The 26,365-nt window shown below is 36.3% G+C and carries 16 protein-coding genes; 11 read left to right on the forward strand and 5 right to left on the reverse strand.

Annotated elements, in window-relative coordinates; genetic code table 11:
- The first annotated feature begins 10 nt into the window (after positions 1-10).
- From INR75_RS03020 to INR75_RS03035, 4 genes are all read left to right on the forward strand, one after another.
- Complete coding sequence (locus INR75_RS03020) at positions 11-2,596, forward strand: hypothetical protein (protein WP_223090709.1); 2,586 nt, start codon at positions 11-13, stop codon at positions 2,594-2,596.
- Between the two features lie 644 nt (positions 2,597-3,240).
- Positions 3,241-4,461 (forward strand): site-specific integrase, encoded by a 1,221-nt coding sequence (locus INR75_RS03025; protein WP_223090710.1) that lies wholly within the window; start codon positions 3,241-3,243, stop codon positions 4,459-4,461.
- A gap of 201 nt (positions 4,462-4,662) precedes the next feature.
- Positions 4,663-5,745 carry an SGNH/GDSL hydrolase family protein gene (locus INR75_RS03030; protein ID WP_255584622.1) on the forward strand — a complete coding sequence of 361 codons (1,083 nt, stop codon included), beginning with the start codon at positions 4,663-4,665 and terminating at the stop codon, positions 5,743-5,745.
- Positions 5,746-5,748: 3 nt separating this feature from the next.
- On the forward strand, positions 5,749-7,125 hold the full coding sequence (locus tag INR75_RS03035; protein ID WP_223090712.1) for a sialate O-acetylesterase: 1,377 nt from the start codon (positions 5,749-5,751) through the stop codon (positions 7,123-7,125).
- Here INR75_RS03035 and INR75_RS03040 read toward each other — a convergent pair.
- The 5 genes from INR75_RS03040 to INR75_RS03060 are packed head-to-tail and all read right to left on the reverse strand — an operon-like array spanning position 7,122 to position 13,753.
- Complete coding sequence (locus INR75_RS03040) at positions 7,122-8,384, reverse strand: glycoside hydrolase family 26 protein (RefSeq protein ID WP_057482368.1); 1,263 nt, start codon at positions 8,382-8,384, stop codon at positions 7,122-7,124. The two genes, INR75_RS03035 and INR75_RS03040, sit on opposite strands and share 4 nt — an antisense overlap.
- A complete protein-coding gene (locus tag INR75_RS03045) occupies positions 8,381-9,574 on the reverse strand; it encodes an AGE family epimerase/isomerase (protein ID WP_223090713.1) in 1,194 nt (397 codons plus the stop codon). The genes INR75_RS03040 and INR75_RS03045 overlap by 4 nt, the downstream gene beginning before the upstream one ends.
- Positions 9,575-9,578: 4 nt before the next feature.
- Entirely contained in the window at positions 9,579-10,769 is a 1,191-nt protein-coding gene (locus INR75_RS03050; protein ID WP_223090714.1) for a glycosidase, read from the reverse strand.
- A gap of 10 nt (positions 10,770-10,779) precedes the next feature.
- Positions 10,780-12,618, reverse strand: a complete 1,839-nt coding sequence (locus INR75_RS03055; RefSeq protein ID WP_223090715.1) for a sodium:solute symporter family protein — start codon at positions 12,616-12,618, stop codon at positions 10,780-10,782.
- A 13-nt stretch (positions 12,619-12,631) separates the two neighbouring features.
- Positions 12,632-13,753 (reverse strand): glycoside hydrolase family 26 protein, encoded by a 1,122-nt coding sequence (locus tag INR75_RS03060; RefSeq protein WP_223090716.1) that lies wholly within the window; start codon positions 13,751-13,753, stop codon positions 12,632-12,634.
- Positions 13,754-13,963: 210 nt separating this feature from the next.
- Here INR75_RS03060 and INR75_RS03065 point away from each other — a divergent pair, with 210 nt between their 5' ends.
- The 7 genes from INR75_RS03065 (at position 13,964) to INR75_RS03095 (ending at position 25,801) form a co-directional block, all read left to right on the forward strand.
- A complete protein-coding gene (locus INR75_RS03065; protein WP_223090717.1) occupies positions 13,964-14,836 on the forward strand; it encodes an AraC family transcriptional regulator in 873 nt (290 codons plus the stop codon).
- A gap of 12 nt (positions 14,837-14,848) precedes the next feature.
- Positions 14,849-15,817: a glycoside hydrolase family 5 protein gene (locus INR75_RS03070; RefSeq protein ID WP_223090718.1), complete on the forward strand. Its 969-nt coding sequence runs from the start codon at positions 14,849-14,851 to the stop codon at positions 15,815-15,817.
- A 273-nt stretch (positions 15,818-16,090) separates the two neighbouring features.
- Complete coding sequence (locus INR75_RS03075; protein ID WP_223090719.1) at positions 16,091-19,261, forward strand: TonB-dependent receptor; 3,171 nt, start codon at positions 16,091-16,093, stop codon at positions 19,259-19,261.
- 8 nt (positions 19,262-19,269) lie between these two features.
- Positions 19,270-20,847 (forward strand): RagB/SusD family nutrient uptake outer membrane protein, encoded by a 1,578-nt coding sequence (locus INR75_RS03080; protein WP_223090720.1) that lies wholly within the window; start codon positions 19,270-19,272, stop codon positions 20,845-20,847.
- A gap of 16 nt (positions 20,848-20,863) precedes the next feature.
- Complete coding sequence (locus tag INR75_RS03085) at positions 20,864-21,937, forward strand: hypothetical protein (RefSeq protein ID WP_223090721.1); 1,074 nt, start codon at positions 20,864-20,866, stop codon at positions 21,935-21,937.
- Between the two features lie 83 nt (positions 21,938-22,020).
- Positions 22,021-24,510, forward strand: coding sequence for a glycan-binding surface protein (locus INR75_RS03090; protein ID WP_223090722.1), 2,490 nt, complete (start codon positions 22,021-22,023; stop codon positions 24,508-24,510).
- A 79-nt stretch (positions 24,511-24,589) separates the two neighbouring features.
- Complete coding sequence (locus tag INR75_RS03095) at positions 24,590-25,801, forward strand: glycoside hydrolase family 27 protein (protein WP_223090723.1); 1,212 nt, start codon at positions 24,590-24,592, stop codon at positions 25,799-25,801.
- The last annotated feature ends 564 nt before the right edge of the window (positions 25,802-26,365 follow it).

Consider the following 26,365-nt stretch of genomic DNA (forward strand, 5'->3'; position numbering starts at 1 on the left):
AAATACTGTGATGATGAAACTAAAGAAATTACTACTACGCACTTTTATTTTTATAATAGTTGTGTCAAATAACGTGCTTGCCCAAAACCAAAATCACGGTATAAGCTATGTAGATAAAAAAGGAATTATACGGTGGAAAAATACCGAAACTGAAGTAAAAGGTTTTGGTGTAAATTATACAACTCCTTTTGCTCATGCTTTTCGTACTGCTAAAAAGCTTGGAATAAATATAAAGGATGCCATAGATAATGATGTTTATCATTTTTCAAGACTTGGTTTTGACCTGTATAGAATACATGTATGGGACACCGAAATTAGTGACGAAGAAGGTAACTTATTGAAAAATAATGAGCATTTAGATGCTTTGGATTATTTGCTTTCTCAACTTAAGAAGAGAAATATTAATTATGTGATTACTCCAATCGCTTTTTGGGGAAATGGTTGGCCCGAACCCAATGAAGATACTCCTGGTTTTTCTGATAGATACGGTAAAGAAGGGGCGTTAACCAATCTATTAGCTATCCGCGCTCAGGAAAATTATCTTCAGCAGTTTTTAAATCACAAAAATAAGTATACTGGTATAGCCTATAAAAATGATCCTAATATAATTGCCATCGAAATAAGTAATGAACCTCATCATAAAGGAACAGCTACTGAAGTTACAAACTTTATTAAAAAAATGGTTACTTCTATAAAAAGTACAGGTTATAAAAAACCTATCTTTTATAACATAAGTCATAGTACCCATTTAGCTAAAGCTTATTTTGCTGCTGATATTGATGGTGGAACATTTCAGTGGTATCCTACCGGTCTTGGATTTCAAAAAGAATTAGAAGGCAATCTTCTTCCTAATATTGACAAATACACTATTCCTTTTAATGATATAATTACGAAAAACGGAGGGGCAAAAATCGTATATGAATTTGATGCTGCTGATGTTTTAAAATCATATATGTATCCGGTTATGGCTAGAAGTCTTCGTGAAGCTGGAATTCAACTAGCAACTCAATTTGCTTATGATCCAACCTATATGGCTTATGCTAATACGGAATATAATACGCACTATATGAATTTAGCCTATACTCCCCAAAAAGCATTATCCTTAATGATTAGTTCAAAAATTTTTCACCAACTTCCTATGAATCAAAATCAAGGAAGTTATCCAGACAACTTAAAATTTGATGACTTTAGCATAAGTTACAAGCAAGATCTAGGAGTTTATAACAACGAAGAGGAATTTATTTATACAAACCATAATACTATAAAACCAAAATCTTTTAATGACTTAAAGCACATTGCTGGATATGGCAATTCCAAAGTTGTGAAATATGATGGAACCGGTGCTTATTTTATTGATCGACTTGAAGAAGGTATTTGGCGATTAGAAATTATGCCAGATTCTTTCAATATAAATAATCCATTTGGAACAAATAGTTTAGATAAAAAAATATCAGTTATTAATTGGGAAACTCGCAATATGAGCTTAGACCTACCCAACATGAATAAATTCTCTATTAAGGCTTTAAATTCAAATAACGATTTTTACACTCAAGTTACATCTGGTTCTTTTAAAATCGAACCTGGCACCTATTTAATATCAGCATTGGGTAGAGATTTTTCTGGGAATACCTCTAATTTAAGAAATATTGGATTAGAAGAATTTTCAGCTCCTAAATCAAACTTAGATAGTACGTATGTAGTACATGAACCCATTAAAGAGATTTCAGAACGGACCAGTCACGAGATCAATGCAAAGATAATTTCAAAAGCTAAAATCGATCAAGTAGAGGTACTAATAAGAAATGGAAATACTCAAGAATTAGTTGTTATGAACTGTACCGCACCTTATCAATATGTAGCTTCTGTACCGGAAAAGCTTTTACATGAAGGTTTTCTAAACTATCAAATTATAGTTAAAACTAATGTCTCAGATTACACATTCCCAGCGAATATGAAAGGTAATCCTAATAATTGGAATTTTTCAGATACCTCTGATTACAGAACCAGAATAGTATCCGAAAAATATCCATTGTATTTATTTAATGCGCAAAATGATTCCGATCATCTAGTTAGATCCTGGAGATACGGAAATAAATTAGTACCGACTAAAAATGCGAATGAATCTGAGTTTCAAATTAGATTGGATTCTATTACTACTAAAGATAATGAGAATTTAAATGCTGTACCTATTCATGACTATTCTTTACGCTACAACTTCCAAAAGAAAACTAAGGGCAGATTACAAGCTTTGAATAAAAAGCAAAAATTAATTATTAACGCTCGCACAATTCTTAATAAAGAAGAAAAGCTTCAGGTTGCATTAGTAATGTCTGATGGAACATCTTTTGGAAAAACCATACTTTTAAAACCTGGAATACTAGAATACAGTATAGACCTCGAAAACCTCAATAAGGTCAAAACAGTCACATTGCCAAGACCTTACCCGTCATTTCTATCATATTATTTTGAAAACACAAAAGGGCATTTCAACCTAAAGAATGCCGAGAGTCTTCAATTTTCAATAGGTCCTGATATAGATAAATCTGACTTGATGCATCCATATGAAATTGCCATTATTAGTGTAAGACTAGAATGACTTTAACAAGTAAAAATTACATCTGATTAGATTAACCTCAAAAATAAGCGATTTATTTGACTTTTTTGATCCGAATAACTTAAACAACAATCTCCTCACCACTTGCATCAAACTTGTTTAACTAGGCAACATTGCTTATAAGTTTCTTCTGTTTTTTACTTCGATCGCATAAAAAATTTTACAAAACGCCAGTCTTGCTTTGCTTTTTCAAGGTTCCAGTAGTTAGACTTCAATAAAAATCAAAAAATAATTACTTGGATTCAATAACTCATTGAACAAATCAAATTCTTAGATTTGTTCAATGAGTTCAATAAAAGTGTTTAAGTTTTATCTTTGAAAGATTGACTTGCTAATAGAAAGTTAATCCATAAAACCTAGGTGTCATGTTGTACATATGTTACACCCTAGAAGAAATTAAATAGCCTTACATCGCTGTAAGGCTTAATTTACCAAAGGTCACACATGTTCTCGAACCATGGACGACCCTTGATTATAAGAATTTTTTTGGGGTAATCAAACGGTTCAAACAAACACATATATTATTGATTATCAGTATTTTAATAAATTTTGATATCAAATGAAATCAGGTGATTTCATCGAATTATGTGCAAATTATGTGCAAATTTTTTTAGTATATTTACCTGATGCAGACCAGTTTAACCCTCAGTTTGGACAAAAGAAGGAGTCGGAAAGATGGCAAATTTCCGGTTATAATTCGCCTTGGTCACTACCAAAAAACCACGTCAATAGCGACTGGACAAGCAATTCCGGAGGAATGCTGGGACGATAGAAAGAAAAAAATCAAGGGGTCCTTTAAAGGAACCGAAGCACTCTTTCATTTAAACAACCTTTTGCTTAAAGAATTAGTCCAATATCAAGATAAAATAAATCAGCTACGTGAGAGTGGAGAACTAGAATTCCTATCCATTAAACAATTAAAGAATCGTCTTGTAGGTAAAAATAAGTACGATTCTTTCTATGAATTTGGTGAAGCCAAAGTGGTTGAGTTAAAAGCTACTAATCGATTTGGAACTGCAAAAAATTATCAGCATTTAATTAACGTCCTAAGAAAATTCACTAAAGGGAGAGATGTGAAATTTAATGAAGTTAACTATGAGTTTCTAGTCGATTTTGAACGGTATCACCTATCAAAACCCGGAAATAGCATAAATGGAGTAGCTTCTTATATGCGCACCCTGAAAGCCATATTTAACAGGGGAATTAAAGCAGGAATTATAAAGCGGGAGGCATATCCTTTTTACAATTATCAGATCAAAATAGTGCCTACTGCAAAAAGAGCCATAAAGCAGGAATCTGTTAAGAAAATATTGGAGATGAAGATTGATCCTTCGGACTTTATGGTTCACTACCGCAACTACTTCATTCTTTCTTATATGTTATTTGGAATGTCTTTTATTGATATGGCATTTCTAAAAGTAGAAAACATTAGGAATGGACGTATTCGATTTCAGCGAAAGAAAACTTCAAAACTTTATGATATTAAGATAACCGAACCCTTAAAGGAAATTCTTAATTTTTATACCAAAGATAAAAGTTCGGATGAGTTCATTTTACCCATTATCAAAAGGGAAAAAGTAGAATTACAATACAAAGATGTTAAGGACGCTCTCCACCGTTACAATGATGGTTTAAAACGTTTAGCAAAACGTTGTGGCATTGACGAAAAACTAACCTCTTATGTTTCAAGACATAGCTTCGCTACTCACGCTATGTTGAAGAATATTCCACTCATAGCAATATCTGAAATGTTAGGACACAGTAAATTGAATACTACCCAAATTTATCTGAAGTCTTTACCATCGAATCTAATGGATGTGTACCAGGAAGAATTGAATAGGTTTTGAAAACATTTTTTTGAGTCAACTCTAAATCCAATAAAATTTGGAGTATTTTCTCTATCATTAACATATAAAACTGCAAACTTTAAGGCAAGAAGCACCAAATATTCTTTTCAACATTGATAAATGTAAGAATGATATTAATTATTGAAAAAATCATACAAATAACTGTTGGTTAAAAGCTTTAAATTAGCTTTAAAAACCTTTATGGATAGATTTCTGCTTTTTCTTGTTTTAATTGTTTGCCTTTCAAGTTGTAATAAATCAAAAGATAAATCCCGAAATTCCTATAATGCTTCCATTGAGAAAGTTTCTACTTCTGGCAGAACTTCCGTAAAAAATGATTCTAGCCTAATTTTGATTAATTCTGCTTCAGCTATTCATTTTAAAGCAAAGGCTGATACTTTAATTGTTGATTTTGAATTAACTGAAACAGATCACGCTTATATTAATCTTGAAATTAATGATAATTATAAAGGCCGTTTTAAGGTGGAAAAAAGTCTTCCCTTGAAGTTTCCCTTACCAGATAGGACAAGTTTTCATTCCATTTCCGTATTTAAAGCTACTGAAGCCTCTACCGGCGCAATTATTGTCAATAAAATTGAAGCGTTTGAAATAGATAAATTAGACCTTCCCAAAAGGCCCGAAATTGAATTTATTGGCAACTCTATTACGTGTGGAATGGGTGCAGATACTCGGGAAATTCCTTGTGGTAATGGAGAGTGGTTCGATCAGCATAACGCCTATATGGCTTACGGACCAAGAGTAGCTCGTGCATTAAATACCAATTTCAAACTGAATTGTGTTTCGGGAATGGGGATGTACCGAAACTGGAATGATGAGGACCAGCCAGTAATGCCTGATGTGTATGAGAATCTCTATTTAAATTCTGACTCGAAGGAAAAAGCAAATTTTGAAAATGCTCCTGATGTAATTAGTATTGCCCTTGGAACTAATGATTTTTCGTTAGGAGATGGGGAGAAAAAGCGTACAGAATTTAACCGGGAGAAATTTACGACTGCTTATATTGACTTTGTTGAAATGCTTTTTTCAAAATACCCAAATGTAAAAATTGCTTTACTTGATAGTCCCATGCTGAACGCCGAACAGAAATCTATCCTTTCTGATGTTTTTAAGGAGATCAAAAATGAATTCTTAGAAAAGGAAATCACAATTTTTCAGTTTAAAAATATATCTCCAGGAGGTTGTACAGGGCACCCTGATATAGAAAACCATGAAGCAATGGCAAAACAACTCATTCCCTTTTTTAGAAATCTTTTAAAGTCATAATTAATGCAAAAATTATTAATCCTTTTTAGCCTTTATTTCCTGTCTCAAGCACCCGCTTTGGCAAATGTTAGTCTACCAGGTGTTTTTGGAGATAATATGGTATTGCAACGTGAGGCCAGTGTAAACATTTGGGGTTGGGCTAAACCAGGGGAAGAAATAGAAATAAGTTCTACCTGGAGTGATGAAATATACACCACCAAAGCCGATAAAAATGCTAGGTGGAGCTTAGAGATACAAACGAACGCAAAAAAAGGTCCCCAGCAATTAACTATTACAGGCTACAACCAGGTAAACTTAAAAAACCTTTTACTAGGTGAACTGTGGCTAATTTCGGGGCAGTCTAATATGGAATGGAGTGCTTCAGCAGGGATAATCAATGCCGAAGCTGCTATTAGGAATTCGACAAACGAAAATATTCGGTTTTTTACCGTTACTCATAGAACCGCCGAAACGCCACAAATAGATTTAGAGGGCAACTGGGTAGAAAGCAGACCCGAAACGATGAAATACTTTAGCGCTATAGGCTATTTTTTTGCCAAGAAATTACAGGAAGAGCTGGATGTCCCCGTTGGAGTTATAAATGCCAGTTGGGGAGGTACACCGGCAGAGGTGTGGATGCCTGAAGAATTATTTTATAAGAATGATACTTTAAAGAAGGCTGCTAAGATGCTAGAGGAAAATGAATGGGGACCAATAAAACCTGCTCTTTTATACAACGCTATGATTTACCCCATAAGTTCAATGAAAATTAAAGGAATACTCTGGTATCAGGGAGCATCTAATACCATAAATGCTGATTATTACGAAGAGATTTTTACCAGTTTGATTAAAATCTGGAGAAGCAAATGGGAAGAAGATCTTCCTTTCTACTATGCTCAAATTGCTCCATATGATTATGGAGAGGGGTTTGCGGGGGTAAAGGTAAGAGACGCGCAACGAAAGGTTTTAAAATTATCAAAAACAGGAATGGTGATGACCAGTGATGTAGGAAATATTCACGACATCCATCCTCAAGATAAACTCACACCTGGAATAAGATTTGCCAACCTGGCTTTAGCTGAAGTTTACGGAAAAAAGATTAAAGCCCACGCCCCTCAGTTTGATTATATAACTACTGAAGGAAAAATAGTGAAAGTACATTTTAAGTATTCAGAAGGTTTAAAAATTGGTCGGGAAAATCCCGAATCTCAGTTTGAGATTGCCGGATCTGATAAAAAATTCTATCCTGCTAGAATGGAAATTAAAAACAATATAATTCATTTAAAAGCCAAAGCAGTTAAGAACCCTGTTTTTGTAAGGTACTCCTGGCAGAATACAGCAAGCTCCAATATTTTTAACGTAGCAGGCTTGCCAGCTTCAAGTTTTACAACACAAAATTAGTTTGGAAGACTGTAGAAATCGTGCATATCATTCAATAATAATGGTTCATCCTTTGCTACAAAGTCTACAAAATCTTCTTCGCCATCCATTCCCGGGAGCGGTACGGTATAAGAATCTTCGTAGTTCTGCCAAAACATCATAAAACCAATATTCACATCATTATTCGTAAGTACCCCATAAAGGTTTTCAGAATAAAACTTCTCGGCAAGGCTGGTTTGGGAAGGAGTTACAAAATAGCCCGTTTCTGTAAGGGCAGCTACTTTTACCCTCTCTTTGGCAAGATCTGAAACTACTTGTAATTTTTGGTTGGCAGCATTTAAACCAGAACCATCCTGGGCAATAAGATCGCCATAATTATCCATTCCCAAAATATCTACATATTCATCGCCGGGGTATCTCTCCAGGTAAGCAGATTTGGTTAAGTAAGAATTATCGGGAGAAAATGCATAAAGTAGATTATGAACATTTTTTTCATTCTTTAAATAATCTACCGTAAAACGCCATACAGTTTTAAATTCTTCTGGGGTACTGTAAGCAGCCCCCCACCAGAAAAAGTCTTTTTCAAACTCGTGAAATGGTCGGAAAATAATGGGAGAAAGCGTACCGTCTTCTCCTATCATATTTAGAGAAACTTCAGCAACCTTGTCCAGTTTTTGTTTATAGTAGTCGTGATTTGCACCACCGGGAAGAATACTTTTAAAAGCATTTTGCCTTTGAAATTCGGTCATTTCATCGGAATAAAAGGTCTCTCCCTCATAAGGTTCCCGAAGATGCCAGGTAAAAGCATTAATCATTCCGCTATTATAAGCGCGTAAAGCATTATTTATAATTTGTTGCTCCTGCTGATAAAACCAGTTCTGTGCAGTACCATCGTTTTGATCATCGGTTATAAACATAAAGTCTGACCCCAACAAGCCAGGATCGCTTAGTGTAGTTTTTTTCATATCAGAAAAACCATCATTTCCATCAAAGAACGAGCTGAATGCATCCTGCTGGCCTACTATAAAATGATTATCTGAAACCGATTTTAGGTTATAAAATAAAGCAACCGTTTCAGCAGTAGCCGATGCATCTACCATATAGCTTAGTGTTTCTTCCGGCGCAAAAGCATAAGTTTCTGGAGTTTCTTCTTCAGGTTCTTCCGGAATTTCTTCTTCAGGGTTTCCCTGTTCCTCGTCTGGTTCGTTAATTATCTCATCATCCTTACTACAGGCTGTTAAAAGCACAAATACCAATAAAAAATAGCTAAGTTTTTTCATATTTTTTCTTTTAAAAGCATCATTAGCGCCCTAGAATTATGGTAAGGTGCTTTCCACATGCTTAGTTTATCTTCTTGTATATAAGGTTTATTGGCCTGGTCTATTCTAAAAAACCATTCGCCATTTTGCCTGTCTATTAAGTTGTTTTGGGTAAAATCCCAGATATCCAATATCGCAGCTTGGTATTTTTTATCTCCCGAAATATTAAAAGCATATTGTAAACCCAACATAGCTTCAACTTGTGGCCACCAGTGCCTGTCTAAGTCGGTTTCCCCGGTTTCTTCATTTTTTTCATTAATAACACCCTTGTTTTTTACATAAGCTTCTTTCAGAAAAGTATCTGCTACAAGAATTGCAGCCTCAGTAGTTTCAGTGATCAACAATGAATTACCACTTGTTTTGGCAGCATCAATTAGTAACCAGGCAGCTTCAATATCGTGACCGTAAGAAATTACCGCATTTTGCAATGCCCATTTTTCATTGAAAAACAATCCGAAATGGCCGGTCTTATTATTTAAGAAAATTGATAAAAATAGGTTTATCAAATTCTCTAAAGCTTCTTTAACTTTTATATCACCAGTAATTTGCAATAAGGTGGTATACGCTTCCAGAATATGCAAGTGGGTGTTCATTGTTTTTGGAGCATTTTGATCCTTCTCACTAAGTCGCATATCCTCTATAGGTTTCCAATCTGCCTGAAAAGCTTCCAGGTAACCGTTATCAACTAAATCCCGCGCGTGTTTTTCAATAAACCGAAACGTTTGCAATGCCTTTTCTTTGGCTTTTTCCTCTCTCGATAACTTATAGTATTCAGCATAAGAATAAATACTAAAAGCCTGAGCATAGACCTGTTTTCGGGTATTCACGGTATTTCCTAAATAATCTAATTCCCAGAAAAACCCCTTATTAGAAGGATCATAAAAATTTGCTTCCAGGTAATTGTATGCACGATCAGCCAGAACTTTTAATTCAGGATCATTATTAAAATTACAAGCTGCAGAAAAGCTCCATAATAATCGTGTATTTAGAATGACACCTTTATTTGACTTTTCAATCAAATTATTGAAGTGGTCCCTTTTTCCCACAAACCCGCCATGCATTTTATCTACACTATACTCCCTCCAATAAGATAGAATATTTTGAAGTTCAGCTTTTAGCTGATGTTGAATCTTCTCCGCTTTTACCTGCATTCTATTATCCCTCTGTAATTGTTTTATTACTTTCCACCTGCTGAAGAATTGCTTTAACAGATTCTAATGAAGTATATTTATCCTGCCTAGTATTCATCACATAATCCAACAATCTCTCTACAGATGAAACGGCTACATGAGACCTGGTATCTGAAGAAGCATAATAAATAAATACTTTCCCATCATCATCAGTAATCCAGCCATTACCAAAAAGAACGTTGGGGACGTCACCCACTGTTTCTTTATAATTCGGCGCCATAAAATAACCTGCCGGCTGGTAAATTACCTTATCAATATCTTGAAGATCAGTCATAAAAAGATATAGTGTATAGCGTAATCCTCCCGCAGTATTTCTTACCCCATGGGCTAAATGCAGCCAGCCTTTTTCAGTTTTAATTGGTGCCGGACCTAAACCATTTTTCATTTCATAAACTGTATGATAAGCTTTTTGGTTAATGATCTTCTCATCTTCTAAAACCGGATTGGTAATATCGCTGATATAACCTAGTCCAATTCCACCTCCTTTTCCCACTTCAATAAAACCATCTTGCGGACGGGTATAGATTGCATATTTTCCGTTAACAAACTCAGGATGTAGCACAACATTACGTTGCTGTCCAGAGCTAGAAATAAGATCTGGTAACCTTTCCCAATGAATTAGGTCTTTTGTTCGAACTATTCCAGCATTTGCAATCGCCGCAGTAGTATCCTGAGGTGCATTGGTATCCTTTCTTTCTGTACAAAAAACACCGTAAACCCAACCATCTTCGTGTTTGGTTAAGCGCATATCATACACATTGGTATCGGGAATTTCAGTCTGTGGCAATTCAATAGGCTTTTTCCAGAACTTAAAATGATCAATTCCATTAGGACTTTCGGCAATAGCAAAGAAAGACTTGCGATCATTACCTTCTACTCTAACAGCTAAAAGATATTTTCCGCCCCATTTTATCGCACCCGGATTAAAGGTTGAATTTATACCTATTCGCTCCAAGCCAAAAGGATTGGTAGCCGCATTAAAGTCGTACCGCCATTCTAAAGGAGCATGGGCTCCTGTTAAGACAGGGTTTTGATATCTAATAAATACTCCATTTGAATCATCTACCGGCATATTTGGAGTTTCAAGTAATTCTTGATGCTTTTGCCGAATTTTATCGTAACCAGGTATTTTACAGGTTGCTTGTTTTTTCTGCATAGGTTTAAACTTATTTTCTGGTAATATTTGGTTCATTCTTAATATAATCCCACCAATTTTTCTTCAGTATTATCACACATATAATGAGAATTACAATAGACACAACCATAGAAATGTTTTTGTGCATTATTAAGTATAATGGAATAATCACTAAAAGGGTTTGAGCAAGTGTGCCTACCACTACATTGAAAATATCGCGTTTAAATGCTGTGTTCTTTTCGAACCCAGGTTGTGAAGCCTTTATTTTATTATAAATAGGTTTCCAAAAACCCCAGGGTCTTGTCTGTTTATAGAAATTAATTAAAACTTCCTCATTGGTTGGAGGTGCCGAATAGGTTCCGATTATGCTTCCTGCAACTGAAATTAAAAGAATTATGGGGAAATAATATAAATCTAGCGTATCGGTAAAAATCGGAAAAATCAGTGCGGGAATAATCCCAGAGAGCATTCCCCAAAAATATCCCTCACCGTTAAACCTCCACCAGTGCCATTTGAGAACATTAGAAACTACGTAACTACCAAATAGAGCCGAAACTATCCATTGTAAAATAGAGTTGACATCCTGTACAAAAAAGCCTAGCACTATGCTTATTAATACAACAACAATTCCGCTGCTGTAATTCATTACTTTCACTTTTGATGATGACGCTAGCGGATTTCTGTACTTTAAATAAATATCATTTACAAGATAAGCCTGGGCTGCATTTAAGGTTCCTGCAAATGTAGACATGAAAGCGGCTAATAAACCAGCTAATAAAAGTCCCAATAAACCTACAGGAACAAATTGTTGTATTGCAGCTGGAAGTACCTTTTCAAAATCAATAATTCCAGCAGTGGTTAAGTTTAATTCTTCGTAAAACAACAAACCTAATATTGAAAAACCGCCTACCATTAAATATCGTGTAGGAATTAAAGCCGCTATTGAAAAGGCGCTCATTTTGGCCGCTTCTAAAGGTGATTTTGTAGATAAAATTTTCTGCATATCATAATTCGGGGCAGGTCCAGCAATACTCGATAGAATTCCCTTAAACAACATAAGCATGAAAAATATTCCAAAAAGCGAATATCCATCTGAAGCTATCTTAGTATTAACTTCACTGATTATTCCAGACCAATCCATATTAAGTTCCCAACCAAAAAAGGGATTTGCCCATCCTTCGGGAACATTAAGGGTATTATCGCCCATAGCTTGCCACGCAATTACTGCAATAGCAATAGAAGAAATTGTCATTATAGAATATTGCAATAAATCGGTCCAGACGATTCCAGACATACCACCTAAAACTGAATAGAAAACTGCAAAAAGAGTGAATATAGTTCCATAAAAATGAGGTATGTAAGCCGGAGGAACATTAAATGGCACGTAGGCCGAAATAATCTCCCACGGGATAAAAATTTCTACAAATTTTCCCAATCCAATAAATCCATAGGCTAGAAAACCAAGACAACTTAAAATAGCAAAAACTACAATAATTGTATGCGACCATCTCCCGCCACGTCCACTATCAAATCGAAACAAAATCCATTCTGCACCGGTAGTTACATTAGATCTTCTGAGCCATGCTGATAGGTATACCATTAAAAAAACTTGATTAAACACAGGCCATAACCAAGGAATCCAAATACTTTTAAAACCATATACAAAGGTTAATGTAACTAACCACATAGTCCCGGAAATATCAAACATTCCAGAAGCATTAGAAAGACCCATCATGTACCAGGGCAGGTTTTTACCACCTAATAAATAATCATCTTTACTTCTTTGGGCCTTTTTTCTCAAGGCAAGGCCAATAACTATGGTACCAATTAGATATAATAGTATAATTAGGATATCAAGCTCCTGTAGCATTCTTTATTTTTTATTAGTAATCGATTTTTTTAACTTCAGGTAGAAATAATATTTCTTTCAATTCCTCGAAATCTTTAAAATCCTCTTTAGCAACATCTTCTTTAAATGAAGCAAAAAAATGATTGGGGCGCGCATTTCTCCATACTAGTACCCAAGATATTCCTGTGCCTTGAATTCCTGGATACAAAGCTTCTGTCCACCATTTTGGGTTTTCGCCGAATTTAGTATTACCAGTTTCGGTTAGCGCATAAGGCTTGTTTGAATTTCGTGCTTTATTTTTTAGTATCTCAATGTTGGAAATTAAACTTTTAGTAAAAGCTTCATCTCCATCGTGATTATAAACATCTACACCTATAATATCAACAAAATCGTCTCCCGGATAGTACGTATCAAATTCTTCCTTTGAACTCAGAGTGTTTGGTGAAAATGCGAATAATAAATTGTTAACCTTTTTTTTCTTTAGAAGACTATAAGTTTCCTTCCATAATTGCTTGTAAGATTTTGGTGTAGTATTCTCTCCTCCCCACCAAAACCAAGAACCATTCATTTCGTGAAAAGGTCGAAAAACTATAGGTATATAGTCCCCTTTTTCATCTTGAAGCGATTTTAAAAAACTGGAAAGTCTCCCTATCCATAATTCATATTTTTTTCTTTGGTTTCCACCCTCTAGAATCGATGCTACAGCTGGAATTGAGTCCCAAGAACTACCCCCAGAAAGCGGATTATTAAGATGCCAACTTATGGTAATCATACCCCCTTCTTTATGAATTTTCTTAATATGGTTTTTCATTAATTCAAAAGAAACTGTATCTAAATTGTGTGATCGTCCTAATTCAATATGTCCTACATCAAAGCCGTGTACCGCTGGAAATTTACCGGTTACTTTTTCTACATCGCTTTGTATTTTCCCGCCATCATCTTTCCAACCCACACCGTAGGCCGTTGCATCTTCGTGACCAAAAGCTATTCCTTGCTTCGAAATTTCCTCTATTTTTTTGTAGAGAATTTTGGTTCCTATCGTGGCTTTTTCATTTGCAGTATTAATATTGCTTAAATCAAGGTTTGAGGAGCTTCCGCAACTAATTACACTCAAATAGAGAAGAATAAGTATTACTGATATGAAAATTTTCTTCATTAGGATTTAATTTAAAAGCAAGAAAAATGACAAAATATTTTATTATTAAAAAAATGTTATTTTATATTTAACCTCAGTTTTTTATTAAAAACTATTTTGAAGCAGCTATTAATTATTAAAAATCAAAAATAGCACGATTGTTAATATCAAATTAATAGGATTTTGTCATTTAATGATGAAATTTTTTCCAATTCTAACAAAATCAAATTTATGACAAGAGATGTTCATCGAGAAATCACACCTTTAGCTCCAGAAGATAGTTTTCTTGTTTTCGACCGAATTAAAGATGATTTTGACTTTCCCATTCATTTTCATCCCGAATATGAGCTAAATTTTATTTTGAATGGCAGAGGAGTTAGAAGAGCTATCGGTGACAGTCTTGAGGAAATTGAAAACATAGAATTAGTACTGGTAGGCCCCAACCTTCAACACGGCTGGGAACTTTATAATTGCACCAATGACAAAATTCACGAAATTACTATTCAGTTTCACGATGACTTATTTGATACTAGGTTGTTGAGCCGAAGAATTATGAAGCCTATTAAGGATATGTTTGAAAGATCTGCTCACGGCATTTTATTTTCAGAAAAAATCGCGAATGAAATTAAACCTAAAATTCTTCAGCTATCTAAAATTGATAGTATTGATTACTTTCTCGAGCTGATTTCTATTTTGCACGATTTAGCTACTTCTAGAAATCAACGTCTCTTATCTACCTACACTTCTAATAACAAAGATTTTGAAAATAGTGAGCAGATAAGGATTATTTACGATTATGTTCAGGAAAATTATCATAATAAAATCTCCCTCGCTGAAATTTCTGAATTGGTAAATATGAGCCAGGTATCTTTCAATCGCTTTATTAAAAAAAGAACTGGAAAAACTTTTATTGAATATGTAAATGATACCAGAATAGGCTATGCAGCTAGGTGGTTAATAGAAAAGGAGCTTAGCGTTGCAGAAATTGCTTTTAAATGCGGCTTCAATAACATTGCAAATTTTAACCGGGTCTTTAAAAAAAATAAAAATTGTACACCAAGCCAGTACCGGGAAGAATTCCGTGGAATAAAAAGAGTCCTCTAAACTATAAATAAAATGACAAAGAAAATCATCTTTTTCCTCTGTGCTATTCTAATCTTTAGCAGTCTTCAGGCACAACAAGACCAGTCCCCAGTTAAGCTCAACGGCCAGCTAAAAATTGAAGGCACACGGCTTCTTAACGAGAAGGACGTAGTCATACAACTTAAAGGAATGTCTTTATTTTGGAGCCAATGGCAGCCTCAATATTATAATTATGAAACTATAAAAAATCTGAAAGAAGACTGGGGAATAAATGTAGTAAGAGCAGCAATGGGGATAGAACATGAAGGTTTTTTAAAAAACCCAGAACAGGAAAAACAGAAAGTCTACCGCGTAATTGATGCTGCTATTGAATTAGGCCTTTATGTTATTGTAGACTGGCACGACCATAATGCCGAAAACCATTTAGACGAAGCAAAGCGGTTTTTTAAAGAAACTGCAAAAAAATATGCAAATCACCCTAATATAATCTACGAACTATATAATGAACCTTTGGATGTTTCCTGGAATGAGATTTTAAAACCTTATCACACAGAAATCATAAAGGAGATTAGAAAATTTGACAAAAACAATATTATCGTTTGTGGCACACCAAACTGGTCGCAGGATGTAGACTTAGCCGCAAAGAACCCAATAAAGGAAGATAATATTGCATATACCCTTCATTTTTATGCTGGTACACATCAGAAAGAATTGATGCTCAAAGCAGAAAAGGCAATAAAAGCAGGATTGCCCATTTTTGTGACTGAATTTGGCACAACAGAAGCAAATGGAGATGGTAAAGTCTATAAAGAAAATACCCAGAAATGGTTCGATTTTATGGATAGATATAACATATCTTGGTGTAACTGGTCTATCGCCGATAAAGATGAAGCCTCTGCCGCTTTAAAACCTGACTCCCTTCCAAAAGATATTGGGAAAAAAGAATCCTGGTCAGAGTCTGGTGCTTTCATTAGAACTATACTTACTACAACCGATCATTAATATTTCAATTTTTAAGAAATTGTAATTAGATTTTAGCAATTTAATTGTTTCTAATTATTAATAACAAAATTTTGAATCGGTTTCCTTTGCACATTCATAATAAATGGAAAAATATTATTAGCAAATGATAAAATAATATTAACACTAACTTAACTTTTAAGCTATTTTTGAGTATGCTAAAAAATTAGGTCTGATTTTATAGATGCCTCAATACAAGTCTATCAAAATCTCTAAAACCTTAATTGTTTAAACAATATTCAAACAATAGTCTTTATGTACAAAATTCTACTAAAACGATGGAGTGGTTTTATAAAATACCCTCCTCTTTTTTTAATCTTTTTTCTTGGGGTCTCATTTCAACAAATTCAAGCACAAGAAACAGTAAGCGGAACAGTTACCGATGAAAACGGAATGCCATTATTAGGCGTAAACGTTTTAGTAAAAAATACCAGTAACGGGACCACCACTGACTTTGACGGTAATTTTGAAATTAATACCGGTGAAAGCGCTACTTTAGTTTTTAGCTTCCTTGGTTTTATAAGCAAAGAGATTGAAGTTTCAGGTGGAGAACAATTAAGTGTTACTCTAAGCGAAGATTCGGAGAGTCTGGATGAAGTCTTGGTTATCGGTTATGGCTCTCAATTAAAAGAAGAAATTAGTGGTTCGGTCTCAAGAATTGATTCGGAATCCATTAAAAATATTCCGCAGGTTGGAGTGGATCAACTTATGCAGGGAAAAGCAGCCGGTGTAATGGTTACGCGCAATTCTGGTCAGCCAGGTAGTGCAGTTTCTGTAAAAATTAGGGGTGTAAATACTATTACGGGCTCAAGTGAGCCTCTATATATTATAGATGGCGTACCTGTTTCTGGAGATTCCAGAAATATTGCTACAAGTGGGCGTTCAACCGCCGATGGTGGTATTGGCGCAGGAACCGGAGCAACAGATGTTAGCCCCCTAGCTTCTATAAACCCTAATGATATTGAATCTATTAACATTTTAAAAGATGCCTCTGCCACCGCAATATACGGCTCCAGAGGGTCAAACGGGGTGGTTATTATTACAACTAAAAAAGGAAAAAAAGGGCAAGGAAGACTTACCTACAACACTTATGTTGGAGTTCAGGAACCTACAAATAAAATAGATGTTATGAATCTTCAGGAGTATGCCACCTTACAAAATACTATTGGAGAAATTTATGGATTAGATGAACAAGTTGAGTTTTTAAATCCAGAATTATTAGGGCCGGGCACAGACTGGCAAGCAGAAATTTTTGATAACGCCTTCCAGATGAATCACGAGCTTTCATTCTCCGGAGGATCAGAGAATATCAATTATTTCCTTTCAGCCTCCCATACTGATCAGGAAGGAACGGTGATTGGGTCCTCATTTGATAGAACAACGGTTCGAGCTAACGTAAATGCTACCGTAAACGACTGGATCAAAACAGGAATTACATTAACAGGTAGCCGCACGAACGATCAAATTACTTTAAATAATGCCAGTAATGGTATCATTTCCCTTTCCCTTTTAAACAATCCTGCCACTGCAGTTTATAATCCCGATGGTTCGTTTGCTGGACCTGTTACAGAACAGGAAATCGCTTACGGTATAAGAAACCCAATAGCAGAAGCATTAAATATAGATAATACTCTTACTAGAAACCGCTTTTTTGGTAACCTCTTCGCAGAATTCACGTTTCACGAAAACCTGACATTCCGAACAGAATTTGGTGGAGATTTCGGCAATAATATTAGTGATAGATTCCAACCAACATTTACATATGGAGCTTTGAATCGCGGAGAGAATCAATTAAATGTAAGAAGAGAAAATAATGATTTCTGGATCATAAAAAACCTCCTTACTTACAACAATACCTTTGGAGACAATCATGATATTACCGCTTTGTTTGGACAGGAAGTGCAGGAGTCCAAATGGGAAGGTGTTATCGCCCAAGACGGAAATTTTGTAGGTAATGAAATGCCGGTTTTAGGAACAGGTAATGCTAACGATTTTACAGATCAATACAGGGGAAGTTCTGCTTTGGAGTCTTATTTCACACGTTTTATTTATTCATTTGATAATAAATATAATCTTACTGCATCTATACGTGCTGACGGCTCCTCAAAATTCGCTGAAGGAAACCGATGGGGATATTTCCCTTCAATTTCTGCATCGTGGAGATTATCCAACGAAGATTTTATGCAGGATTTTGATGCAATTCAAAACATCCGTCTTTATGGAGGTTACGGAGAAGTTGGAAACCAGGCTATCCCCAATTTTGCTTATGGGGTTAGGTTAAATACCATTAATACAGGCCTGGGAACTGGATTCGAATTCGCTAATTTTGAAAATCCTGAGCTTACCTGGGAATCCTCTACACAAACTAACTTAGGTTTAGATTTCTCCCTTTTTGATCAAAGATTAAATACTACTGTAGAAGTCTATAATAAGGTTTCTCGTGACTTTCTGTATCAACTAGCAGTAACAGATTTTATTACCGGCGGAAATTCTCCAGGTGCTATTACTGCTCCCTGGGTTAACCTTGGAGAGATGGTAAATAGGGGTCTTGACCTTACAATTGCTTATAGTACTGCTCCACAAGCCGAACTTCAATGGAATTCCACCCTAACTTTCTCTCATTATAAGAATGAGGTAAACGAGTTGCTCGGAGATTTGACAATAAATGGGGACATAAGCCTAAATGACTCTAACCAAAATATAACGCTGACTAGAGTTGGTGAACCTGTAGGGATGTTCTATGGTTATAAAGTAGAAGGCTTATTTAGAACGACTGAAGATTTCCAGGGAGCGGCAATACAATTTGGAAGACCATTCGAAGATGCCCTTTTTGGCACAACTTGGTTGGGGGACATTAAATACCAGGATATTAATAACGATGGGTTAATAGATAATGATGACCGAACGGTTATTGGAAATCCTCATCCGGATTTTACCTTTGGTTTTCAAAATAGTCTTTCCTATAAAAATTTTGATCTCTCCGTTTTTCTACAAGGATCTTATGGTAATGATATTTTTAACGCAGTAGACAGGACTTTAACCGCGGCAAATCTTTACTATGTCAACCAATCACCTTCGGTTTTGGATTATTGGTCCATAGATAACCCAGATGCTTCTGCGCCGCGTCTAGCCAGAAATGATACCCCAAACATCAATATTTCTGATCGATATATTGAAGACGGCTCCTATTTAAGGATTCAAAATATAACCCTGGGCTACAATTTATCTTCAAATTTCGCAGAAAAAATAGGGCTAAACAACCTTAAAATTTACGGTAGTGTCCAAAACCTATACACCTTTACAAATTACTCTGGTTACGATCCCGAAGTTGGCGCCTATAATCAAAATGCCTTGTTACAGGGATTAGACAACGGGCGTTATCCATCGCCAAGGACATATACCCTTGGATTAAATGTTGAATTATAAAATTGAAGATGATGAAGAACCTTATAAATAAAAAACTAACCGTACTTTTTTCCGCAATTATATTATTCACTGCTTGTAGTGAAGAATTCCTCGATCGGCCACCAGAAGATTCGTATAGTGCAGATACCTTTTATAATACAGAGGATCAGGTAACAAATTCTACAAATCATTTATACTCCAAGCCATGGTATAATTTTATCTCGAATGTGGCCTGGGCTATTGGAGAATTAAGTTCCGGAAATGGTCGTACCTGGGATGCCAGGAATTCAGATTTTGTCAACTTTGCTATTACTGGGGAACACGGTACACTTACACAATCCTGGGAATCTTTATATGCCGTAATTGCACAGTCAAATACCCTTATAAACACACTACCTTACGAAGTGGGGCCGGATGTTCCCCAGGAAGTCGTAGATAATGCTCTTGGAGAAGCCCGTTTTATAAGGGCTACAGCATACTTTTACCTGGTAAGGATTTTCGGTTCTGTTCCAATTATAGCTGACAATACTGAATATGTCCTGGAGCCTGTAGTGCCTCGTAATCCAGTTGAGGACGTATATGAATTTATTAAACGTGATTATCAATTTGCAATTGATAATTTACAAGAAAAAACAAGAGGTTCTAATTATGAAAATAACGGAAGAGTCTCAAGTGGCTCAGCCAAAGCGATGCTAGCAAAAATATACCTTTACGAAGAGAACTATTCAGAAGCATACAGGCTAGCCAATGAGGTAATAAATTCTGGTGAATTCAAATTATATGGAGGTGATGCTGAGGATGGTGATCCTACCGGGAGTTACTATGATTTATTTTTGACTGCAAATGATAATAATCCAGAATCTATTTTCTCGTTGCAATGGTCAACTTCAGGCCAGTATGCAGAAGGGAATGCCCTACAATCCCTTTTTGCTCAGGCAGGTATTACTGGTTTTTCCGATGGTTGGTCTGCAATTGGTCCATCCATAGACCTCCAGGAAGCGTATGAAGATGAAGATTTACGGTATTATGCTACTATTATGGATCCGGGAGCGTATTACCCTGACCTAAACGGAGGTTATACGGTCTCAGAGAGTGTAAATCATCAGGGTACAAATGTTGGGATTAAAAAATATGTTGTGGGAAATGCCGAAACTAATGGTGGCGGTCAAATGCAAAGTTACCCTAATAACACCTACATTATGCGTTATGCTGAGCTTTTGCTTATTCATGCAGAGGCAGCATTGATGGGCGGAGGTTCAGTAGCTGAAGGAACAGAATCATTAAATAAAGTAAGAAGAAGAGCTGGCCTCGAAAATATAGAAAACCCTACGATAGAAGATATATTTCAAGAAAGAAGGATTGAGCTAGCTTTTGAATTTGAGTTTTGGTATGATGTAGTTAGAAGGGGACCAGATTTCGCTCTAGATTTCTTAGCTCAAACTGAGCGAGGAACTTTTAATAATGATACGACACCACCTACTGTAACTTCTGAAATGTTTACTCCAAATATGGAAGATTTAACATTTCCGTACCCAAGTAATGAGACTCAAAATAATCCAGCTTTACTTGAGGCACCGGTACCCTATGATTTTGATGACGAACAATAATTTTAAAGACTAAATTATGTATATAAAAAATATAAAAATCGGTTCGCTTTCTTTCACGCTATTAATTTTACTTTTAGTAGTTACCTCTTGTAGTGACGAATTCGACACGCCAGATATTGAGAATAACAATGCGCCGCCTGTAATTACCAGTGTTAGCGAAGCAAGAGAAGATGTTCCAGTAACACAAGGTACTTTAGAAAACACCTATATTATAAGAGGTGAAAACCTAAGTTCTATAATAGGCATATATTTTAATGGGGAACGAGCAGGTTTCAATCCGGCCCTGGGCACAGATGAATTGGCTTTTGTTACAATACCAGAGACAGCTCCTTATGTTGGTCAGGATAACATTATGATGGTAGAAAACCTTAGTGGTACTACAGAATATGATTTTTCTTTATTGACAATCACAGATTTTACGGAGAGCACTACGGAAGAAGGAATAAAGACCGTAACACTTTTGGGTGGCGATTTTTCTGAAACTTCCAATGTTATTTTCACATCAGGAACAGAAGAAGCTGGAAATCTTGTAGAAAGAGAAGCCGAAATTCTCGAAGTAACTGAAACAGAAGTTACCGTTGCCGTTCCATCCGGAATTGAACAGGCGTTTATTAATTTAGAGACCTCAAGGGGGGCTTCCGCACAATCAGATTCTTATGGGTTTAGTTATTCAATTTACATAGACGATCTAAATCCAGATTGGGAAATGAGCCAATGGGGAGGTACTTTTGAACTTCAATCCCAAGAACAAGCTCTAGGAGAGTATTCTATAAAAAGTGTTAGAGAAGCATGGGCCGGATTAACATTTCTACCACCTAGCATAGACTTTGATGAATACGAATCCATCACGGTTTCCTTGTACGGAACAGGAGACCCTGGAGACTCAGTTAACATTGCACTCAACGATTTTTCAGGACAAGTTACTGTTGAACTCATTCCCGGAGAATGGACCAAATACGTTATTCCGCTTTCGGAATTCTTCCCTAATGGAGGAGCACCTGCGGTAATTAATCGTATAGACTTTCAGGAATCTTCAGGCACTGGTAAAGCTCAGTATATTTTCTATATAGATGACTTTGGCTTCCTGTAGTTTTTATAAAATAGGCTTTACGGAAATTAAATGTCCGTAAAGCCTATTTATTATCAATGCTTTTGAATTTAAAACACACAGAAATGATAAAAAAATACTACCTGGTTATTCTAGCTATTATTGCAGGATTGATTTCCTGCGATAAGGACGATGAGATATACCCGCAACTCGGTGATGACCCAAGAAATTTAAGTGAAATTATAAGCGAAACACAGAATCTCTCAAGCCTTTACGCAGCTTTAGAAAGTTCTGGACTGGACTCCACACTTAGGAGTACGACGACCTACACCGTATTTGCTCCAAATAACAGTGCTTTTAATGAGGTTGAGGTCTCAGAATTAAGTGAAACCGAATTAGAAAATATTTTACTAAATCATATCTTAAGTACTACTACTGCTGATTTCTCTTCCACTTTATCAACAGGGTATACTCCTACAATGGCTACAGGACCGGAAGGGAACAATCTAAGTTTATTTTTAAATACAGAAGGTGGCATATCCCTTAATGGAACTGCTTCGGTAATAGCAAACGCCTCAGACATAGGGTCTACTAATGGTGTTTTACATCAAATAGATGGTATTCTTCTGCCCCCCACTGTTTATGATCATACCCAAGCGAACCCTAATTTCTCAATGCTTGCGGAAGCTATCGAACTAACTGGCCTTGATGAAGCTTTATCAACCACAGCTACTGATAATGAACTTTATCCATTTACAGTCTTTGCCCCTACAAATACAGCTTTTGAAAATTTCATGATGCAACTGAACGGAGCTTTTGGATGGGAAAACCTTAGCGATATACCTGCTGACATTCTGCAGGAAGTTTTAGAACATCATGTGGTTTCTGGAGCTAATACATTATCAGAGGTCATCGCCGAAACCGAGCAAGCAACCCTTCAAGGAGAAATTCTAACAATTAGTGCTGATGCAGTGATATCTGATGCGAGTTACACTAACACCAATTTTACCACGACCGATATCCAAGGCATAAATGGCGTTGTACACGGTGTAGATAAGGTGCAATTGCCAGAAGATGTGTTTCAACAAATTTTGGGAGCTACGCTTAACCTTAAAGAACGTAGTGAGGACAGGGGATATTCTTCCTTTCTAGCTGCCGTTGAAAAAGCTGGTTTAACCAGTATTTTAGAAGATGAAGAACAGGAACTAACAGCCTTTGTTCCAAATAACGATGCGTTTACAGCCTTGTTTGCTCAAATCACAAATTTTGAAAGCTTAGATGATTTTGAATCTGAAGAAGAATTGCAAGCCCTCTCAAACCTTTTAATATACCATTTACGTGAAGGTGCTTTAATGAGCAGCCAGCTTACCGATGGCGGGGAAATAACCACCTTGTTTGAAGAAGACGTTATTACTGCCGACTTAACTGGCGAAAATGCAAGGCTAAGGCCATCTTTTGAAGATGCTATTCCTTCTGGAATTGTAAATGCTAACATAGGCGCTACAAATGGAATAATTCACGAAATAAATAGAGTGCTTATTCCAAATAGCCTTGTTCCTGTTTTAGGAATACCTTCAGACGAAGGAGGAAAGTGCCCTGTTGGAGATGAAGAACTTGCTTTCTTCAACTGGGATGATAAAGGTATTTATTGGGGCAACGTAACCTCTGAAAATGACGCGTCTCTCAGCCCAGATGGAAGTAGCTATGGAAGAGCTAATTTTCAAACCGGTGGAACCGGTTGGCAGGATCTCTTTTGGAGAAATGATGATACTTTTTACGGCTCCGAAGTGGTAAGCGATAACCTGGAAGATTATGTATTAAAATTCGATATTAATGTAATAGAGCCTATTAGTGAAGGAATGTTTAGAATTAGGTTTAATGATTCCGACGGAGTAGATGCATTTTATAATTGGCAGCCTTGGAACGATACCGGGGAACCTTATACCACAGATGGTTGGGAAACTGTTGAAATCCCTCTGTCGGTGTTAGGTGTCCCAGATTTTAGTTTGGTAGATGCCGAATTTGGGATGGCTTTTGAAGGTGCCGATGTTTTACTGAATTTCGCTATCGATAATGTGCGTTTCGATACCCCAGGTTGTGGCGGGCCAGAGCCAGTAGCAAATGCTGAAGCTGTCTTTTTTGACTGGGATGGTAAGGATCCATACTGGGGAAATACCACTGTAGAGAATGATCCATCTATTAGCTTGGACGGAAGCAACTATGGAAGAACTAATTTCCAGACTGGGGGAACCGGCTGGCAAGATCTGTTTTGGAGAAATGATGATACCTTTTTTGGTGCAGACATGGTGGGTTCAAATTTAGATGATTACAACCTTAAGTTTGATATTTATACTTTAGAACCATTAAGTGAGGGAATGATAAGAATAAGGTTCAATGCTACATCAGGTGTTGACGCATTTTACGATTGGCAGCCCTGGAACGATACCGGTGAAGCTTTTGATACCGGTGGAAGCTGGACCACAGTCAGCATTCCAGCATCTGTATTAAATCAACCTGATTTCAGCCTGGTAGATGCCGAATTTGGGATGGCCTTTGAAGGCGCCGATACACTTCTAAATTTTGCCATAGATAATGTGCGCTTTGAAGAACACTAAACCATACAAATTTAATTAGCCATATTCCCTGGAATCTTTTTTTCAGGGATTTTTTTTTAATCAAAAAAAATCAATAATAATGATAAGAACAAACACTTATATTTTTTTAGCATTACTTTTAAGTTTAAACAGCTTTGCCCAAAAATCTGAAGACTTGGCAGATACCCCACCAATGGGATGGAATACTTGGAATACCTTTGCCTGCGACATTAGTGAAAACCTCATTAAAGAAACAGCCGATGCCATGGTGGCAAGCGGAATGAAAGATGCTGGTTACGAATATGTAATTATTGACGATTGCTGGCATGGAAAAAGGGATGAAAGAGGCTTTATTCAAGTGGATCCTGAGCGCTTTCCCTCGGGAATGAAAACACTGGCTGATTATGTTCACTCCAAAGGACTAAAATTAGGTATATATTCTGATGCAGGAACAGAAACCTGTGCGGGGGAACCAGGAAGTCGCGGTTACGAATACCAGGATGCCATTACTTATGCTGAATGGGGAATAGACTACTTGAAATATGACTGGTGTAATACTGAAAATATAAATCCAATTGGTGCCTATAGTACCATGAGGGATGCTTTATATTCTGCAGGAAGACCAATTCTTTTTGCGATGTGCGAGTGGGGAGATAATCAGCCCTGGGAATGGGCAGAAGATGTTGCACATACATGGAGAACAACTGGAGATATCTACAATTGCTGGGATTGTGAAGAAGATCATGGAGACTGGTCATCCTGGGGAGTATTAAAAATTCTAGACATGCAGGAAGGACTGAGAAAATATGCCGGCCCCGGGCATTGGAATGATCCAGATATGATGGAGGTTGGTAATGGGATGACCACTAGTGAAGACCGTGCGCATTTCACTATGTGGAGCATGCTTGCAGCTCCTTTAATTGCAGGAAATGATTTGCGCGAAATGTCTCCTGAAACAGTAGATATTCTGACCAATGAAAAAATGATTGCTATCAACCAGGACTCTCTTGGAGTGCAGGCATTCAAATACAATACTGAAGATGGTCTGGAAACCTGGTTCAAGCCCCTCTCCAACGGTGAATGGGCAGTAACTTTCCTGAATCGTGCTGATGAAGAAAAGAACGTTGAATTTGACTGGGAAAAACACAAAATTCGAGACCCTGATTTTGATTATGCTGTAGATTTCAAAGAAACAACTTTTAAAGTTGAAGATATCTGGAGAGATAAAAAGCTCAAGGATACAGACAAAAAATTAAAAGCACGAATTTCCCCACACGATGTGCTTACTTTTAGGCTTAGCCCAAAGGAATAGAATAAATCTTATCAGTAACTACTTCGTAGTAAGTTCACGAAGCATTAAGATTGGAAAATATAATTTAATTCTATCTAAAGGCAAGCCTCGGAGCACTTTATCTCGATTATCGAGTAAAAAAGAAGGGCACTTTCCCGTAAAGTATGTAAAATTAAAATAACAGGGTTAGACTTTTTTAAAGTCTGACCCTTTTTTCATAGAACCTAAGGAACTGATTTAAGATTATACCCCAAATTCTGATAGGGATTGACCGAATATAGTGGCTTCCTTTAGGCACGTAACTTTTTTAATCAAAACAATAGAGGCTACTAGAAGTATTGGACTTATGGCTTATATCTTAGAGTCTAAATAACCATCGAATTCCGCTTCACACATTTTCTGTATGCCACGCTTCTGCAATTGTTTTAAAAAACCATGGAGCTCATCACCACTTTTTTGAACTACTTCAAAAATTCAACACTGAATAAATCTTCTTTATTCAAACTGTGTAACATTTAAAATTATACAAAAAATAACAGGGACCGCGACCCCTGTTATTATTCTATTTACACAGGTTATGAGATA

Origin of the sequence: Zunongwangia sp. SCSIO 43204 (genome assembly GCF_019904275.1) — a bacterium.
Classification (GTDB): domain Bacteria; phylum Bacteroidota; class Bacteroidia; order Flavobacteriales; family Flavobacteriaceae; genus Zunongwangia; species Zunongwangia mangrovi.

What these genes read in the sequence shown, in the direction of transcription:
- INR75_RS03020 (WP_223090709.1), top strand. Translation starts at nt 11, where the DNA reads ATGATGAAACTAAAGAAATTACTACTACGCACTTTTATTTTTATAATA.
- INR75_RS03025 (WP_223090710.1), top strand. Translation starts at nt 3,241, where the DNA reads ATGCAGACCAGTTTAACCCTCAGTTTGGACAAAAGAAGGAGTCGGAAA.
- INR75_RS03030 (WP_255584622.1), top strand. Translation starts at nt 4,663, where the DNA reads ATGGATAGATTTCTGCTTTTTCTTGTTTTAATTGTTTGCCTTTCAAGT.
- INR75_RS03035 (WP_223090712.1), top strand. Translation starts at nt 5,749, where the DNA reads ATGCAAAAATTATTAATCCTTTTTAGCCTTTATTTCCTGTCTCAAGCA.
- INR75_RS03040 (WP_057482368.1), bottom strand. Translation starts at nt 8,384, where the DNA reads ATGAAAAAACTTAGCTATTTTTTATTGGTATTTGTGCTTTTAACAGCC.
- INR75_RS03045 (WP_223090713.1), bottom strand. Translation starts at nt 9,574, where the DNA reads ATGCAGGTAAAAGCGGAGAAGATTCAACATCAGCTAAAAGCTGAACTT.
- INR75_RS03050 (WP_223090714.1), bottom strand. Translation starts at nt 10,769, where the DNA reads ATGCAGAAAAAACAAGCAACCTGTAAAATACCTGGTTACGATAAAATT.
- INR75_RS03055 (WP_223090715.1), bottom strand. Translation starts at nt 12,618, where the DNA reads ATGCTACAGGAGCTTGATATCCTAATTATACTATTATATCTAATTGGT.
- INR75_RS03060 (WP_223090716.1), bottom strand. Translation starts at nt 13,753, where the DNA reads ATGAAGAAAATTTTCATATCAGTAATACTTATTCTTCTCTATTTGAGT.
- INR75_RS03065 (WP_223090717.1), top strand. Translation starts at nt 13,964, where the DNA reads ATGACAAGAGATGTTCATCGAGAAATCACACCTTTAGCTCCAGAAGAT.
- INR75_RS03070 (WP_223090718.1), top strand. Translation starts at nt 14,849, where the DNA reads ATGACAAAGAAAATCATCTTTTTCCTCTGTGCTATTCTAATCTTTAGC.
- INR75_RS03075 (WP_223090719.1), top strand. Translation starts at nt 16,091, where the DNA reads ATGTACAAAATTCTACTAAAACGATGGAGTGGTTTTATAAAATACCCT.
- INR75_RS03080 (WP_223090720.1), top strand. Translation starts at nt 19,270, where the DNA reads ATGATGAAGAACCTTATAAATAAAAAACTAACCGTACTTTTTTCCGCA.
- INR75_RS03085 (WP_223090721.1), top strand. Translation starts at nt 20,864, where the DNA reads ATGTATATAAAAAATATAAAAATCGGTTCGCTTTCTTTCACGCTATTA.
- INR75_RS03090 (WP_223090722.1), top strand. Translation starts at nt 22,021, where the DNA reads ATGATAAAAAAATACTACCTGGTTATTCTAGCTATTATTGCAGGATTG.
- INR75_RS03095 (WP_223090723.1), top strand. Translation starts at nt 24,590, where the DNA reads ATGATAAGAACAAACACTTATATTTTTTTAGCATTACTTTTAAGTTTA.